The organism is Dyadobacter sp., assembly GCF_039919315.1.
Classification (GTDB): domain Bacteria; phylum Bacteroidota; class Bacteroidia; order Cytophagales; family Spirosomataceae; genus Dyadobacter.
Genome location: NZ_JBDSFX010000101.1, coordinates 69,708 through 84,706 on the forward strand (window position 1 = coordinate 69,708; position 14,999 = coordinate 84,706).

The window sequence follows — 14,999 nt, forward strand, 5'->3', positions numbered from 1 at the left end:
GCATGATCAGATATTTGGCCGGGTTGCTGTTGGGTTTTGCAATCAATGTACAGGCCCAAACCATTGACGTCACGCATTACGGTGCCAAACCGGATAGTTTCGAGGACGCTACTGAAAGCGTTGGAAAGGCCATTGAAGCTAGTAAAACACAGGAGCAGACGGTCATTAGTTTTCCAAAAGGGAGGTATGATTTTTGGCCGGACAAGGCAATTGAAACGCATTACTACATCAGCAACAGTTCGTCGGAAGAAGAATTTCCGGTGAAGAAACAACGGGTTGGGCTAATGCTCAAAGGCTTGAAGAATGTAACCCTGGAAGGCAATGGAGCGGAGTTTGTTTTTCATGGCAAAATGATCACCTGGGTGATCGATAGCAGCGAAAATATCAAGATCAGGAACATTTCCGTGAACTATGAGCGACCGGGTATGTCAGAAATGACCTTGAAAGAGATCTCGCCGACTACGGTAGTTGCGTCGATACACCCCGACTCGAAATTCAGCATTATCAATGGGCGTTTGGAATGGTATGGTGAAAAATGGGTGGCGAGGAATTTTCATGCCGTGCTGGTGCGACCGGAAAAGGGAATATTGCTGTATAGCACCTGGGAGCCTTTTCTCAAAAGTAAAGCCGAGGTTATTGCGCCCCTGACTGTGAAGTTTACCGGCGATTTTTCAAAATTTAAAGCAGAAACCGGCGAAGTATTGACGGTGAGAGACCGATACCGGGATTATGTAGGGGCTTTTATCAATCGTTCAAAAAATATCGGCCTGCATAACCTGCACATGAATTCAATGCATGGACTGGGCATTGTTTCGCAATTTTCTGAAAATCTTGATTATGACAGTATTTTTGTGGAACCTGCAAAGAACAGCGGAAGGGTAATCGCTTCATCGGCAGACGGGATGCATTTTTCCGGTTGTCGCGGGCAGATCACAGTCAATAACTGCCGGTTCAATGGCTTGCACGACGACCCGATCAACGTGCACGGAACACATTTGAAAGTAACTGAAATCAAATCTCCGAATAGCCTGAGAGTTAAATTCATGCACCCGCAGACGTATGGTTTTGAGGCTTTTGCAGCCGGTGACACAGTGGCTTACCTACATGCTGCTTCGCTTCAGATATTCAATCACGGCATTGTGAAAGCTACCAGACTGATTTCGGAACGGGAAATGCTACTCGAAATGCAGACGCCTCTGCCACAAGAGCTGAAAGCTGGGGACGCATTGGAAAACACAACCTGGACGCCATCGGTAACGATCAAAAATTCAAGATTTGAAGGAATCCTTACCCGGGGAAACCTCATTACCACCCGCAGAAAGGTGATCATTGAAAACAATGTGTACTACCGCACAGGAATGCATGCCATTTTAATAGAAAACGATGCCTCAGGCTGGTACGAATCCGGTGCTGTAACCGACGTGATCATTCGCAACAACCAGTTTATTGAATGTGGCTTCAATTCCGCTCCGAACAACTATGTGATCCATATCAATCCGCAGGCGCACGAGCTGGTACCGGGCTACTATGTTCACAGGAACATCAGAGTAGAAAACAATGTCTTCAAAGTTTATGACGAGCCGATCCTGTCAGCGCTCAGTACAGACGGCCTTACATTTACCAACAACACCATAGAAAGGACGCAGTTTTTGCCAGCACTTAAAAGCGCCGATGCGATCAAACTTGTAGCCTGCAAAAAGGTTACGATCAGCAATAACCGCTTTGAAAATGCAGCGAAACCAGTAGTAAGCATTAACAAAATGAACAAAAAGGACCTAAAATCAAACATCCCGATCCGCTCTAACTAACCCAGGCTTTCAAGCCTGGGAAAGAGGGCCGGGACGGAAACCAAAAATCTACATGCCTACTACATACACCAGTGATGCAGAATTGATTGAGGGCCTGAAACTGGGCGATGGGGAAGCATTTGAGCAAATCTACGACCGGTACTGGCATAGGCTTTACAGGATTGCTGAAAACAAAGTCCGGGCCTCCGACGAAGCCAAGGAGATCGTACAGGACATTTTTCTGGATCTGTGGGCTAGGCGCGGAACAGTCGATATCAGCGAGCTGGAACATTATCTTCATGGAGCCGTCAAATTTAAAGTGCTGGATTTCTTCAAAAAGGAGATAGTTCGCAGGAACTACGATCAGTTTGTCTTTATCAATATGTCTGAGGCGGACTGGGATACCGAGGAAGAGCTGGCTTACAATGACTTGAACCAATCCCTCATTGCGTGCATGGATCAACTACCTTCCAAAACCAGGGCCGTGTTTGAACTGAGTAAGATGCAGCATAAACCGCACGGTGAGGTTGCGAAAATCCTTAAAATATCTACCAGATCCGTGGAGTACCACCTCAGCCAGGGACTGAAAACGCTCCGCGTCCAATTACAGGACTACAACATCTACTTATTGCTGCTGATAGCCCACCATTTCTCAAAATAAGCTTCCAAAAATTGCTATAAATATTCTAAGAAGTTTACTATTTATTGGAACGTTTAATATAAATTTTCTAATAAATAATAAACTTTTTTGTGGCACAGGGCCTGCCAGATCTACTTACACATAGGAACAATTCTGTTTTTAACGATCAGGTACAGGCATGGGCAAGAGTTGGAAAGGATTTTATCGGCTGATACATCGCTACCAGCATAACACTATTAATCCGATTAAAAAGCAGGTGATGGATTTTTGGTATGATTCAATCAATCATTCCAAAACAGATGAACTGCAGCAGGAGGATCCGAAACTGAAATCGGATATCTGGAACTCTATCAGACAGCAAATGCATGAGGCGCCTGAAATCGTGGAGCCGCTCATCGGGAAAAGGTGGTGGCAGTCGGTGTATTTCAAATTTGCCGCGACGGCTATTTTTCTGATCAGCGGATTCCTTTTTTACAAGGGAGGTTTCATCGAGCGAAAATCAATTATTGCCAAGGTGCCGGATTCGATGATCAGTGAGCTGGTGCGGAATGAAAACGATAGTAAAAAGCTTAAACTGGTCAAACTTCCTGATGGCAGCGAGGTATCGCTTTATCCGGGCTCCATCCTGTTTTACCCGCAAGCATTCACTGCCCGCGAGCGAAATGTATTTTTAAAGGGAGACGGTTTTTTTGATGTCACACACGATCCCGGCAAGCCTTTTACAGTTTATTCGGACCATATCATTACCAAAGTACTGGGTACCAGTTTTACGATCAAAACCAACAAGCAGGGCAATGTGGAGGTGGCTGTTTTGAGAGGATTGGTCAAAGTAAAGGAAAATGCTGACCGTACCGTGGCATCCGCGGTCGGTAAGGAAGTTACCCTGACGCCCAATAAGAAAGTTACGTTTTCATTTGAAACCAAGGAAATGGTCACAGGACTGGTCGAGGAGCCCGTGCTCGTAGCCCGGCGCGAAAGCGTGACGGACCTTGCCAACACATTTATTTACACCGACACGCCTGTAATTACCATCATTCCACAACTGGAAAAAGCATACGGCGTCGCTATTTTGCTTGACAATAAGAACCTGGCCAACTGCAGTATTACGGCCGATGCATCGAATTTAACCGACCTGTTCGGGTTGTTGGACGTCTTATGCGCCGCTATCGATGCCAGCTACGAGGTAAGAGGGGATCAGATTTTCCTGACCGGGCCGGGGTGCAAAGCCATTCAGTGATTTTTTAACTTTTTAACAACATTGATATGCATACAAACTCTACCTAGTCGCAAAAAAAAGGACCGAATATGCCGGAAGCATACTTCGGTCCCTATTCCCATCCCTCGAAAAGATCTCGGTTGTTTCATTCTGGACAAATGAAATACTGGGAGCATTTAAATCATCCTGTGATCTAAAATTGTAAAAAAATGAAAAAAAGACTAGAAATCATAGACCCCTGGCGGACTATCATGAAAGTGTCATCCTTACAAATGCTCATTGCGCTTATCGCCTGTACTTATTCGTCCGGTGGTGAGACGCACGCTCAGGAACTTCTGCTAAGGAAAGTTTCCATTGAAGCCCAACAAAAAACGATCCGAAGCATACTAGCAGAGCTTGCAGCCGCTGAAAATGTCAAATTCGTATATAGTAAAGAGTTACTGCCGGTTGAGCGAAAAATCACACTTTCTGCTCACAATAAAAATATGTCGGAAGTGCTGGACCAGATATTCAGTCCTGATAATATTTCTTACAAAATCGTTAGAAACAGGATCATTCTGAAACCTGCGGGACGCGAACCGTCCGGCGGGCTTTCCCAGGATGATGGTACTCCAATCGCAGCGGCACAAAATACGATTGAAAAAACGATCAAAGGTGTGGTAACATCCGGAACGAAGGAGACATTGCCCGGCGTGAACATTACCATTAAAGGAACGACCCGAGGCACGTCCACAGATGTAAACGGGGCTTATTCGCTCGATGTGCCCGACGATGGCGGCATTCTGGTGTTCTCTTTCGTGGGCCATGTAAGTCAGGAAATAAAGGTGGCCGATGCATCGGTGATCAATGTGGACCTGGCGGTGGACAATAAGGCGCTGGACGAGGTAGTGGTGGTGGGCTATAATTCACAAGCCAAGAGGAACCTCATCAGCGCGGTGACTACAGTTTCGGGTGATGCTATTATCAAACGCGTGGCGACCAACCCGGTAAGTCTGCTGCAAGGGCATCTTCCCGGATTACAGGTGATACAGAACTCGGGAGAACCAGGTAACGAGGGGCTGCAGTTGCGCGTTAGGGGTACGGGTACATTCAGTGGCGCGGGAAATGACCCTTTGATCATTATCGACGGCTTGCCAGGTAAGCTGGATATTCTTAATCCAAACAATATTGAGTCAATTACGGTATTAAAAGATGCTGCTTCGGCGGCGATTTATGGCGCGAGAGGCGCAAATGGTGTCATTGTTGTCAAAACCAAGAATGGGAACGGCGGCGGTTTTGCTTTTGGCTACGGTTTTAATATTGGTATTTCCAATCCGACCCAAATCCCGAAAACGGTCACCAATTCGGCTGAGTTTATGGAGCTTTCCAATGAGGCCCGGACGAATTCCAATTTGTCGCCGCTGTATACACAGGATCAGATCGATCTGTACAGAAATGCTACGGACCGCGTCAAATTCCCAAATCACAACTGGCTGGATGACCTTTTTCGACCTGCTTATGTGAAAAACCATTTTCTGAATATGTCAGGTGGCAGCATTGATGGTACCACTTTTAATGTTGGTCTCGGAATCACTGATCAGCCGGGTGTAATGATCGGGTTCGATTACAAAAAATATACAATGAACCTGGGCCTGTCATCCAAAGTCCACAAGCGTGTGACCCTGGGTACCAACCTGCAATTCAGATACGGCGACCAGCAGGCGCCGAGCAATGGCAGTACGGATATGTTTTTATCTACAATGGCCCAGTCGCCGCTTTACCCGCCTCAGACTGAGGACGGGAAATGGATCAAAAGAGCATTCCCTAATGAACAGGGTAACAAGAATACGATTGCCACAGTGAAAGAGAAATCCATTCAGTATACCAAAGATTATTACGCGCAGGGAAATATGTCGCTGGACGTGGACGTGCTGGATGGCCTCAGATGGGAAAATAAAGCGGGTTTCAATTTCCAGAATAACAAATCAAGTACTTTCAGGCCGGTGGTGCCCATGTACTATTTCAATGATATGAGCTCGGCCGGACTGCTTGATGTGGGTACTCCGGGCCTGAATGTTCAGCGTAATGATGTGATATACAGCGTTTTTTATAGCCAGCTCAATTATCATAAGACACTTGGCGATCACACGCTTTCCATTTTAGGAGGTTACCAGCAAGAAAAGAACCAGGCGAGCTCGATATCTGCTTCCAGAAGGCAGTACCCGACCAATCTTTTGACCGAACTTGATGCAGGGCCTGCCGACGGCCAAACGAATGGAGGAACCTCAGCACAATGGGCTATCCATTCGCTATATGCCACTGCCAATTACAGTTTGAAGGATAAATACCTCCTGGGTGGAAGCGTTCGCTACGATGGAACGTCGCGTTTGCCATCGGACACGCGCTGGGGATTGTTCTATTCTTTCTCAGGAGGATGGAGAATTTCGAAGGAAGCTTTTTTGCAAAATACCAACTGGCTCAACGATCTGAAACTACGTGCATCATACGGCCAGCTGGGTAACCAGAACATCGGTAACTATCCTTACCAGGCGACATTGACCAACACCAACTATGCTTTCGGCGGGTCGACGTCAACCGGTTTTGCATCACAATCCATTGTAGATCCTAATCTTACATGGGAAACGACACGGTCGGTGAATGTCGGTTTGGACCTGACCGCCTTCAACAACAAGATTACCTTGTCGGCGGACGTGTACAATAAATACACTTTTGATATTCTCCGGGGATCGCAGGTACCGCTATGGCTGGGCCTGAATGCACCTACGATTAACAATGGGGCTGTCCGGAATAAAGGTATTGAGCTGAACCTGGCCTATGTCGGACGTACGAATGGTGGGTTTTCCTACACGGTTGGGGTGAATTTACAGGCCTACAAAAATATCCTGGAAGAATTTGGAAAAACAGAGATCAGCAGTAATACGATCCGTGAAGAAGGGCACGCGCTAGACGAATTTTATGTCTACATCTGGGATGGTATTTTCCAGAGCCAGGCGGAAATTGATGCTGCTCCCAAACAGCCCGTTACGCCCACGCCCGGCGATCTTAAAATCAAGGACGTGAATGGCGACGGTGTGATCAGCGACAAAGACCGTACCTACCAGAAGGGGAAATATCCTGCGATGCAACTCGGATTGAATTTGTCGGCTGACTGGAAAGGGTTTGATATGTCTGCGCAGGTTTTCAGTTCAGTTGGACAGAAAATATATGTCAACGGATGGGGTATCGAGCCATTCAGACAAGGTTCGGTGCCGACGACAGATTGGCGGAACCGGTGGACGCCTACCAATCATACCAATACGATGCCGAAAATATATGTGGCAGACGGATATGCGCCGGTACAGAACTACAATTCGACTTATTTCCTGAAAAACGCCTCATTTGTGCGACTGAGAAATATACAGCTCGGCTACACCATTCCCCGGAGTGTGATCGACAAGATCAAAATGAAGTCTGTCAGATTGTTCGCTTCTGCCGACAATGTATTGACGGCGAGCAAATTTCCTGGTCTGGACCCAGAGCGGGTGAATAGCGGAAACTACCTCGCTTACCCGCAAAACAGGACATTCACATTTGGTATTAATGTTCAATTTTAACAGACCTTAAAATACTGAGATATGAAAAATATAGTAAAATATGCTGTTCTGACGCTGGTAACGCTTACTTTTTCGGTCACTTCCTGTACGGATGACCTCGATGTGGCTCCACCCGACAAGCTGTCTGCAAGCATTTTCTGGAAATCGGAGGCGGATGCAGATCTTGCATTGACCGGCCTGTATAACTTTTTGTACGCTCCAAGTGGTGGTTATGCAACCTCGCAGTATCAGGTGTTTGCCTGGGATAATTTCAGTGATGATTCGTACGGCCAGTACAATTACGGCGGTGGTACCAGCGCACTTTCGTCCGGGATCACACCGCAGTCAGGGGATTTTGTGTACGCCTATTATGCCAATAATTACAAGGCAATAGCGGCGATCAACTCTTTTCTGGCTAATGTTGATAAGGTTTTGAAAGGAGACAAACTGAGCCGGTACCAGGGAGAGGCGTACTTTCTCCGCGCATTCAATTACTTCTGGCTGGCGCAGCTTTATGGCAATGTCATTATCACGACCGACGATCCGTTTGCCGTAGATTTCAAGTCAGCGAGAGCCAAATCCGAGAAAGTGGAAGTGTTAAAATTGATCGAGGACGATCTTGCAAAAGCCATTGCTTCATTGCCTGATAATGCTTACAAAGATGGTCACGCCATGAAAAGCACCGCACAAGGTTACCTGGTGAGAGTGCTGTTGTATCAGAAAAAGTATGCGGAAGCCGCAGCATTGGCCAAGCAGGTCATGGATGCCAGCAAGTATAGTTTGTCTTCCAGCTATGAAGGCAACTTTTTTAAACCTGCACAAAACAGCAGCACCGAAATCATGTTCTCTGTCAAATACCTTCAACCTAACCTGCTGCATCAGGATGTGGCGCTGGGTGTATCCCTGCAGCGCTGGAAAGGCGAGCTGGGAACACAGGACCTGATCAACGAATATGAGGCGATCGACGGCAAGGACATTGCCACTTCGGCGGTGTATGATGCTACTAAACCATTTGAAAAAAGAGATCCGAGAATGCGGCTTACATTCTTTTTTCCGGGTGATACCAAAGCGCAGGGCTGGCCATTTACCGGCGATCTGTCGGTAGCAACACCGGGAAAAGATAGCTGGACCAATGGTTTTTATGCGGTGAAAAAATGGCTCGATCCAAGTCTTGTCAATCCGGATTATGGAGCGATCGATGAAGGAGACTTTGTTTTGCTGCGTTATGCGGATATTCTGTTGATGTACGCGGAAGCTGAAAATGAGGCAAAAGGCCCTGCTAATGCGATTACTGCCGTTAACCTGATTAGAACAAGAGCTGGAATGCCGGCACTGGCCGCAGGTCTTTCCCAAACTGAAGCGCGCGAGAAGATCCGCCATGAGCGACGTGTGGAATTCGCTTTGGAAGGTCAGCGCTATTTTGATTTGAGAAGATGGGGAATTGCCACTAAAAAATTGAATGGGTTCGTTCAAAACCCGCTTGCGCCGACGATTAAGTCCAAGTATGAGGACAAGTACGAGTTCTGGCCCATTCCACAAACGGAAATTGACCGCAATGCCCCGTTATTAACACAAAATCCTGGTTATTGATCAAATTGACGATGTATAAACAGGCTGCTTCGGATTTCGGAGCAGCCTGTTTTAATTTAAGCCATTTTCTAGCTTACGTATTTCTGTTTTCTACGAATTGATAAAAGCCAACAGATCGGCATTGATTGTTGCAGCCTCCGTGGTAGGCATTCCGTGAGGGAAACCAGGGTAGGAGATCAGTTTTCCATTTTTTACAAGTTTTACAGCTTTCACCGCGGTTAATTCAAATGGTACGATCTGATCGTCTTCACCATGTAAAACGAGCACAGGCACGTCCACACTTTTCAGGTCTTCTGTAAAATCCGTTTCTGAAAAAGCTTTGATGCAATCGTAATGAGCCTTGATTCCGCCCATCATTCCCTGTCTCCACCAATTATCCCTGATACCTTGCGATATTTCGGCGCCTTCACGGTTGTATCCATAAAAAGCCATCGTGAAATCCTGAAAAAACTGCTGACGTTTGGTCGCGGTTCCTTCGCGGATTCCGTCAAAAACCGACATTGGGATGCCTTCCGGATTATTTTCAGTTTGTGCCATTAAAGGTGTCACCGCGCTGATCAACACCGCTTTGGCCACGCGTCCCTTGCCATATTTGGCAACATACCGAATCACTTCGCCGCCTCCGGTCGAGTGGCCGACGTGGATCGCGTCTTTTAAATCAAGCGCTGCAGTAAGTTCTGCAACATCTGCTGCGTAGGTATCCATATCATTTCCAACCGCCGTTTGGGTAGATCTTCCGTGTCCCCGGCGATCATGCGCAATAACTCTGAAACCCTGGTTCAGAAAAAACATCATTTGCCCATCCCAATCATCGCCGGATAAAGGCCATCCGTGGTGAAACACAATAGGTTGCCCCGTTCCCCAATCTTTGTAATAAATCTCAGTCCCGTCTTTAACAGTAATTTTGGCCATTTTTGTGGTTTGATAAGGATACGTAAAGTTTTGGGAAGATACTTTTTTTTGATGAAAAATGTACGAAATGAGTCAATCAAGTCGGTTATGTGCTGGTGATACCTCTTATTTTAATCCAAATAAATTTACCTTTTGGAGCGGGGTACTGTGCTGTTTTGTTTCATCGATACTGACGTCCTTAGCCCAACCAGTAGATTCCACAATTCTGGCCGAAATGCGTCGTCTGCATATTCCCGGACTTTCGGCGGCGAAAATCGATGGCGATAAAATTGAATGGAGCAGGCACTATGGCTACCAGGATTTGGAAAAAGCCATTCCGGTCACCAGGAGTACCAAATTTTCAATTGCTTCTCTTTCCAAAACGGTCACTGCTGCTGCCATTATGCAATTGGAAGGTAGTGGATATTTTAAGTTGGATGACGACATTAACCGTTATCTGCCTTTTTCGGTCAAGAATCCAAATTTTCCTGACCTCCCGATCACTTTCAGACAACTATTAAGGCACCGTTCCTCCATTTCGGACAATTTCGACTACCTGCTGCCATTCTGGGATAATAAATACAAAGGCCCCGATATTCCGCTCGATCAATTCTTAAAACAATACCTGGCTGTTGATGGAAAGCATTACGACAAATCGAAGAATTTTAAGGCTGACAAACCCGGGTCAAAGTTTGAATACTCGAATGTAGGTTATGCGCTTTTAGGTTATCTGGTTCAAGCAATCACCAAAACACCTTTTGATCGGTATTGTCAGCAAATGATCTTCAATCCGTTAGGAATGCACAGTGCCAGTTGGTTTTTGAATAAAACGGATTCCACCCTGCTGGCCGTTCCGTACTCCATTGATTCACTGGACAGATATCAGCGTCAAAAACATGGCAACTTCCCCGACTATCCTGCAGGCCAACTTAAATGTAATGTGGAAGATCTGGCCAACTTTCTGATTTGTTGGGTTAATGATGGCCGATTCAACAATAAGTCTGTCATAGACAGCAACGCCGTGCAGTCCCTGACGCCTATGGATATAGGCCTTGGCTTTCATACCTGGTTCATGTACCTATTCAATACGGAGACGATCATGTATAGTCACAGCGGCAGCGACACTGGAGTGGCGACTTATATGCTCTATGATCCTTTTCGGAAAAAAGGGTTGGTTATTTTAATGAATGGAGAGCTGAACGACTATATGGAATGGAGAAAGCTGATTGGTTTGCTTTATAAGTGACGCAGGGCGATAGTTGCCGTAAGGATCGCCTGGAATGTTTCCTTAAAGTTTCCCCGCCCATGCGATACCTCCCATAATGTGTTTTACAGCAATTGAATCAATGAAAGTTTCAGCATTATGCCCCAGCGCGGTGTAGAACATTCTTCCTTTTTTCATCCGGTGCGTCCAGGAGATAGGATGGTCGCCATTCATTTTGTGCCAGAAGGAAGTGTACGATTTCTCGTTAAGGCTCAGAAGAACTTCGAAATTTTCTTTTCCCCGAATGTTCTCGTTGAAATTATACCATTCATCCGTTTTATTCCAACGAGTAGGTAAGCCGCGATTTGCTGGATGATTCACGTTTTCAGTGATAACCTCAGCGTCGGGCAAATGATAGGGAAGAAATGTGTGATCACGGAATAATGTACCAAGTAGTTTGCCATACCACGCCCAACCATGTTCGGTATCCGAAGCAGAATGGATGCCAGCGTATCCTCCGCCATTTTCAATGTAGTTTTCAAATGCCAGCTTTTGGGATCCGGTCAGTATTTCACCGGTAGTTGAAAGAAATACAACAACTTTAAACTGGCGAAGGTAACCTGGATTGATCAGTGCGCCATTTTCCGTTGTGTGCATATCCCAGCCCTTTTTTTCGCCCGCCTTTTTAATGGCCGTAATCCCTGCTTCAATTGACTCGTGACGAAATCCATTTGTTTTACTGAAAATGAGAATGGCGTTGGAATGGACCGGAGAGATGAATTTCGGTATTTCTGTATCAAATAGGGGAGATTGCCAGGGTAGCTGCCTCATGGTGTGCAGCGCGTAGGCCCAAAGCGAAAGACAGAAAACGAAAATGCTGGTAAAAAGAAATAAGAGCCTGCTTTTTAGTAGTTTAGCTATCATTGGGCCAAATTACAAGGGCAGGCTCATTTTCATGGCTGGCTGGTATTAAGGAATTATTAAATGTGTGTGTGGAGAGGGTAATTGGCTAATCAGGAAGGGTCAGAAGTAGTTTTTGATCCAGACATAACCGGCAATGAACATCAGGATGAAGCCGATGGGGCCATAAACAAAGATGCTGGTCATGCTGGCTTCAACGCCACGATCGTGACCATTCGATGAAAGCTTTCCGATCAGAAAGTAGCTCAGGCTGGCCAGAATCACGTAGCCGAGGATGCCGCAGAGGAGTGCAATTCCAAAGTTTTTCATAAGTCGTTTTTTAATGGTCGCTAAAAGAATAAATGATCAGTAGCAGTATTACGCCCAGGATAAACGCAACAACTTTCATCCACGAATATGAAGCAAGATTGAGGCCGATCAGGGAGAGCAAAAATACAAATCCCGTTACTTTAATGATCGTCTCCACACCTGGCATTTCGTGGCTGGGCTTACTGACTTGCAACAGCGCCCAGACCACGTAGTAACCAAAGATAGCGATCAGAATCCAATTGATACCGGTGATAATTTTGATGATTGACATATTATTTTATTTAAGGCTAATAGTAAAAAATAGTGTGATATAATGTTGTGCAAGCTACTGTTAATCAACGTTCAAAGCCCTGTTCCGAAAAGGCAATGCAAACGTACGGCAGTTCAAATGAGCCTGCAATTTTTTAGGGTGTACAAATAGTTTATGGGATGCTTGATGTAGGTGGACAATAGGTATACAGGGTGGTTTTTGGTAGTCTAAGTGCCAGATTACAGGATTAGATAATCAATCTGTTTAAACTTCTTCCAGCTATTATCGGCCTGTTTTTCATACACAAGCGTGGTATATCCGAAAACGTCTCCCCAGCCGTAACTGTTTTTAACGCCGTCGTTCAGGTACATTTCCACAACCATGAAAGCGTACCGGCCGTCGGAGCTAAAAAGTGGAGCCGTTGTACTGACATAAAAGCCTTTGACATCCTGGGCATCAGAGATAGTCTCGTAGTGCCGACCGTGAAGACTAATCCGCTTTGGCTCAAACCGCAATGTTTTTCTTCGAAGCACCTTTCGCTCTGTTGAATCAATAGCATTGATCATCAGTGAATCCCTGAAAAGATATTCAGGATCGTAGCCCTCAGCCCGTGTAGTCATGGTGTCACTTTCGATTTGCTCCGGAGATTCACCGCCCACAACTTTGGTCCAAAAAACAGTATAATCCCAACGGTGTGTCGTGTCCAGGATCACGATGTTTTCCGGACGGGAAAGACCGAATGCGTTCATAACCTTGAAATTCGTCGAGTCGCTGAATGTGAGCCTGTAAATTTCCTCTGTTGGTGTTGTTGAAGAACATTCAAAGAACAAAACGAAAATTGGGATCGTCAAGATGAGTTTGCCAAAGTGAGTCAATGGTTGCGAAACTTGTTGTTTTGGGCTGATATTTAGGATCTTGAAAATAAAAGTTGATGTTGAGCGTGTTGATGAGATGTAACTGTTAAAGTAGGAATTCTTTTGAAGAGACGGTAAAATACCTGCGGGTACTTCTTCTATTTTTTGGAACAAAAATGACATCAACATGCTATCGATTCTGCTCATTTCCAGTTTGCTAGCGACCGGATTAGGTAGCAACTTAATCATCACCCAAATCGTATCACCTACCACACTGAACGAAACCGCAGACAGTACTGCTGTCCAACTCGTTGACCCGGCCGGTGCTAAGCTGACACTTGATGATATAAAGAAGCGGCATGCTGGTAAAATACTGGTAGTGGATTTTTGGGCAAGCTGGTGCGGGCCCTGCAGGGAAACGATGCCCGGCGCAAAGAAACTGATCGAAGCCATGAAAGGCAAAGACATTGCGTTTGTATACCTGTCTATCGACAAAGACGCCAGCCGTTGGAAGAAAGCAAGCGACGAAGAAAGGCTCGGTACCTACGCAGAAAACTATCTCATCACCAATCAGGAATCAGCCCGGTTTCTGAAAGAGCAAAACCTCACTTTTATTCCCAGAGCCATGATTTTCGATAAGTCGGGCAAGTTGATCGTACCTAGCGGTTATTTGGGTGATATGGATCAATTGGAGCAATTTACTAAGCTGGCGGAAGGGCGGTAGTCTGTAAGTCATCCAGGAACTTCGAAATATTTAGGTTGGATTTACGCCCAAAAATTTTCATTTTTCCAGTTATTCAGAAAACCCATTTTATATATCGGTATACCCGGATTAGCGGCAAACAAGTCCAGGAGCTTTTGCTTGATCTGATGGTGAGGTGATACGTGATTACACAAATATACCAATGCTGAAATGACCAGATACGGCTTTTTGATCTGTACGGGCAACAAAGTATGGGTGAGCCATATGCCGGAAGCGTTGGTGATCTGCATAGGCGTCCGCACCATGTTCCTGTTCCACAAGCGGGAATGATGTGCGATGATATTACGAACAACTGTGATCGCTTCCAGCCAACTCGATAATTCACTATGCAGGTTCAAGCCCATTTCCTTGCAGATCTTCGATTTTTCCGGCAATTGATGACCAATATTTTTATAGATTTTAGAAAGCGTTCCCAACGAAGCCACTTCCAGGATCAGCCAGGCATCGGGCTCTTGATGTGCATTTCTCGCGCGGTGGTCTTTGGCGAAGATCTCCTGACTTCTCGCAAATTCTTCTTTCAGGTCGCTCACCAGTTTGGTGTGAATAGACTTGTCATGAGCAATGTTTGCATCCAGATACCACAAACCTCCGTAAGCCTGGGACAGGTGATAGATCATCTTGGTCCGCAATCCAATTTCGATCCGCTCAATGGCGTCGAACAGGATCAGTCTCAAATGCCGGTCGAAAGTGTAGCGATCAAGGACATCTTCGAAGTAAGAATTTCTGTTGAAAGTATGGCTCCGGTTGTCTGTCTGCATATCCCACCAGTATCCTTTGAGGCGGTAATAACTGATGTTGGAGAGGAAATGGCTAGCCTGATTTTCCTGACGGAAGAGCATTCCACGACTTTTGAGAAGGGCGATCTGTTCGGTGACCGAAAGCGAATCTTTATTTGCCACCCCTATAAAAAAGAATGACCCGCTTGCAGATCTTACGGTATGCAGAGCGGGTACTGTTGCTACAAAGGTAAATTTTTTGGTCATTTTATCAAACTTACGAAGG

At 45.8% G+C, this 14,999-nt stretch carries 13 protein-coding genes; 7 read left to right on the plus strand and 6 right to left on the minus strand.

The genetic code is table 11. From position 1 onward, the window contains the following. Positions 1 to 2 precede the first annotated feature (2 nt). From ABIO93_RS29305 to ABIO93_RS29325, 5 genes are all read left to right on the plus strand, one after another. Complete coding sequence (locus tag ABIO93_RS29305) at positions 3 to 1,808, plus strand: right-handed parallel beta-helix repeat-containing protein (RefSeq protein ID WP_348073580.1); 1,806 nt, start codon at positions 3 to 5, stop codon at positions 1,806 to 1,808. 52 nt (positions 1,809 to 1,860) lie between these two features. Continuing rightward, a complete protein-coding gene (locus ABIO93_RS29310; protein WP_348073581.1) occupies positions 1,861 to 2,448 on the plus strand; it encodes an RNA polymerase sigma-70 factor in 588 nt (195 codons plus the stop codon). A 157-nt stretch (positions 2,449 to 2,605) separates the two neighbouring features. Then, positions 2,606 to 3,664 (plus strand): FecR family protein, encoded by a 1,059-nt coding sequence (locus ABIO93_RS29315; protein ID WP_348073582.1) that lies wholly within the window; start codon positions 2,606 to 2,608, stop codon positions 3,662 to 3,664. Positions 3,665 to 3,852: 188 nt separating this feature from the next. Continuing rightward, positions 3,853 to 7,236, plus strand: coding sequence for a TonB-dependent receptor (locus tag ABIO93_RS29320; RefSeq protein ID WP_348073583.1), 3,384 nt, complete (start codon positions 3,853 to 3,855; stop codon positions 7,234 to 7,236). Positions 7,237 to 7,257: 21 nt separating this feature from the next. Then, on the plus strand, positions 7,258 to 8,805 hold the full coding sequence (locus tag ABIO93_RS29325) for a RagB/SusD family nutrient uptake outer membrane protein (protein WP_348073585.1): 1,548 nt from the start codon (positions 7,258 to 7,260) through the stop codon (positions 8,803 to 8,805). 90 nt (positions 8,806 to 8,895) lie between these two features. On the opposite strand, the gene ABIO93_RS29330 is transcribed toward ABIO93_RS29325, so the two are convergent. After that, positions 8,896 to 9,717, minus strand: coding sequence for an alpha/beta hydrolase (locus ABIO93_RS29330; protein ID WP_348073586.1), 822 nt, complete (start codon positions 9,715 to 9,717; stop codon positions 8,896 to 8,898). A gap of 67 nt (positions 9,718 to 9,784) precedes the next feature. On the opposite strand from ABIO93_RS29330, the gene ABIO93_RS29335 reads away from it, so the two are divergent. Beyond that, positions 9,785 to 10,942 carry a serine hydrolase domain-containing protein gene (locus tag ABIO93_RS29335; RefSeq protein ID WP_348073587.1) on the plus strand — a complete coding sequence of 386 codons (1,158 nt, stop codon included), beginning with the start codon at positions 9,785 to 9,787 and terminating at the stop codon, positions 10,940 to 10,942. 42 nt (positions 10,943 to 10,984) lie between these two features. On the opposite strand, the gene ABIO93_RS29340 is transcribed toward ABIO93_RS29335, so the two are convergent. From ABIO93_RS29340 to ABIO93_RS29355, 4 genes are all read right to left on the minus strand, one after another. Continuing rightward, a complete protein-coding gene (locus ABIO93_RS29340) occupies positions 10,985 to 11,824 on the minus strand; it encodes a ThuA domain-containing protein (protein WP_348073588.1) in 840 nt (279 codons plus the stop codon). A 99-nt stretch (positions 11,825 to 11,923) separates the two neighbouring features. Next, on the minus strand, positions 11,924 to 12,130 hold the full coding sequence (locus ABIO93_RS29345) for a hypothetical protein (RefSeq protein ID WP_348073589.1): 207 nt from the start codon (positions 12,128 to 12,130) through the stop codon (positions 11,924 to 11,926). A gap of 10 nt (positions 12,131 to 12,140) precedes the next feature. Then, on the minus strand, positions 12,141 to 12,401 hold the full coding sequence (locus tag ABIO93_RS29350) for a hypothetical protein (RefSeq protein ID WP_348073590.1): 261 nt from the start codon (positions 12,399 to 12,401) through the stop codon (positions 12,141 to 12,143). 218 nt (positions 12,402 to 12,619) lie between these two features. After that, positions 12,620 to 13,441, minus strand: coding sequence for a hypothetical protein (locus ABIO93_RS29355; RefSeq protein ID WP_348073592.1), 822 nt, complete (start codon positions 13,439 to 13,441; stop codon positions 12,620 to 12,622). Here ABIO93_RS29355 and ABIO93_RS29360 point away from each other — a divergent pair. Further along, on the plus strand, positions 13,422 to 13,958 hold the full coding sequence (locus tag ABIO93_RS29360; RefSeq protein WP_348073593.1) for a TlpA disulfide reductase family protein: 537 nt from the start codon (positions 13,422 to 13,424) through the stop codon (positions 13,956 to 13,958). The genes ABIO93_RS29355 and ABIO93_RS29360 overlap by 20 nt on opposite strands. A 41-nt stretch (positions 13,959 to 13,999) precedes the next feature. Here ABIO93_RS29360 and ABIO93_RS29365 read toward each other — a convergent pair whose 3' ends face one another. Next, on the minus strand, positions 14,000 to 14,980 hold the full coding sequence (locus tag ABIO93_RS29365) for an Abi family protein (protein WP_348073594.1): 981 nt from the start codon (positions 14,978 to 14,980) through the stop codon (positions 14,000 to 14,002). Between the last annotated feature and the right edge of the window lie 19 nt (positions 14,981 to 14,999).

What these genes read in the sequence shown, in the direction of transcription:
- ABIO93_RS29305 (WP_348073580.1), top strand. Translation starts at nt 3, where the DNA reads ATGATCAGATATTTGGCCGGGTTGCTGTTGGGTTTTGCAATCAATGTA.
- ABIO93_RS29310 (WP_348073581.1), top strand. Translation starts at nt 1,861, where the DNA reads ATGCCTACTACATACACCAGTGATGCAGAATTGATTGAGGGCCTGAAA.
- ABIO93_RS29315 (WP_348073582.1), top strand. Translation starts at nt 2,606, where the DNA reads ATGGGCAAGAGTTGGAAAGGATTTTATCGGCTGATACATCGCTACCAG.
- ABIO93_RS29320 (WP_348073583.1), top strand. Translation starts at nt 3,853, where the DNA reads ATGAAAAAAAGACTAGAAATCATAGACCCCTGGCGGACTATCATGAAA.
- ABIO93_RS29325 (WP_348073585.1), top strand. Translation starts at nt 7,258, where the DNA reads ATGAAAAATATAGTAAAATATGCTGTTCTGACGCTGGTAACGCTTACT.
- ABIO93_RS29330 (WP_348073586.1), bottom strand. Translation starts at nt 9,717, where the DNA reads ATGGCCAAAATTACTGTTAAAGACGGGACTGAGATTTATTACAAAGAT.
- ABIO93_RS29335 (WP_348073587.1), top strand. Translation starts at nt 9,785, where the DNA reads ATGAGTCAATCAAGTCGGTTATGTGCTGGTGATACCTCTTATTTTAAT.
- ABIO93_RS29340 (WP_348073588.1), bottom strand. Translation starts at nt 11,824, where the DNA reads ATGATAGCTAAACTACTAAAAAGCAGGCTCTTATTTCTTTTTACCAGC.
- ABIO93_RS29345 (WP_348073589.1), bottom strand. Translation starts at nt 12,130, where the DNA reads ATGAAAAACTTTGGAATTGCACTCCTCTGCGGCATCCTCGGCTACGTG.
- ABIO93_RS29350 (WP_348073590.1), bottom strand. Translation starts at nt 12,401, where the DNA reads ATGTCAATCATCAAAATTATCACCGGTATCAATTGGATTCTGATCGCT.
- ABIO93_RS29360 (WP_348073593.1), top strand. Translation starts at nt 13,422, where the DNA reads ATGCTATCGATTCTGCTCATTTCCAGTTTGCTAGCGACCGGATTAGGT.
- ABIO93_RS29355 (WP_348073592.1), bottom strand. Translation starts at nt 13,441, where the DNA reads ATGAGCAGAATCGATAGCATGTTGATGTCATTTTTGTTCCAAAAAATA.
- ABIO93_RS29365 (WP_348073594.1), bottom strand. Translation starts at nt 14,980, where the DNA reads ATGACCAAAAAATTTACCTTTGTAGCAACAGTACCCGCTCTGCATACC.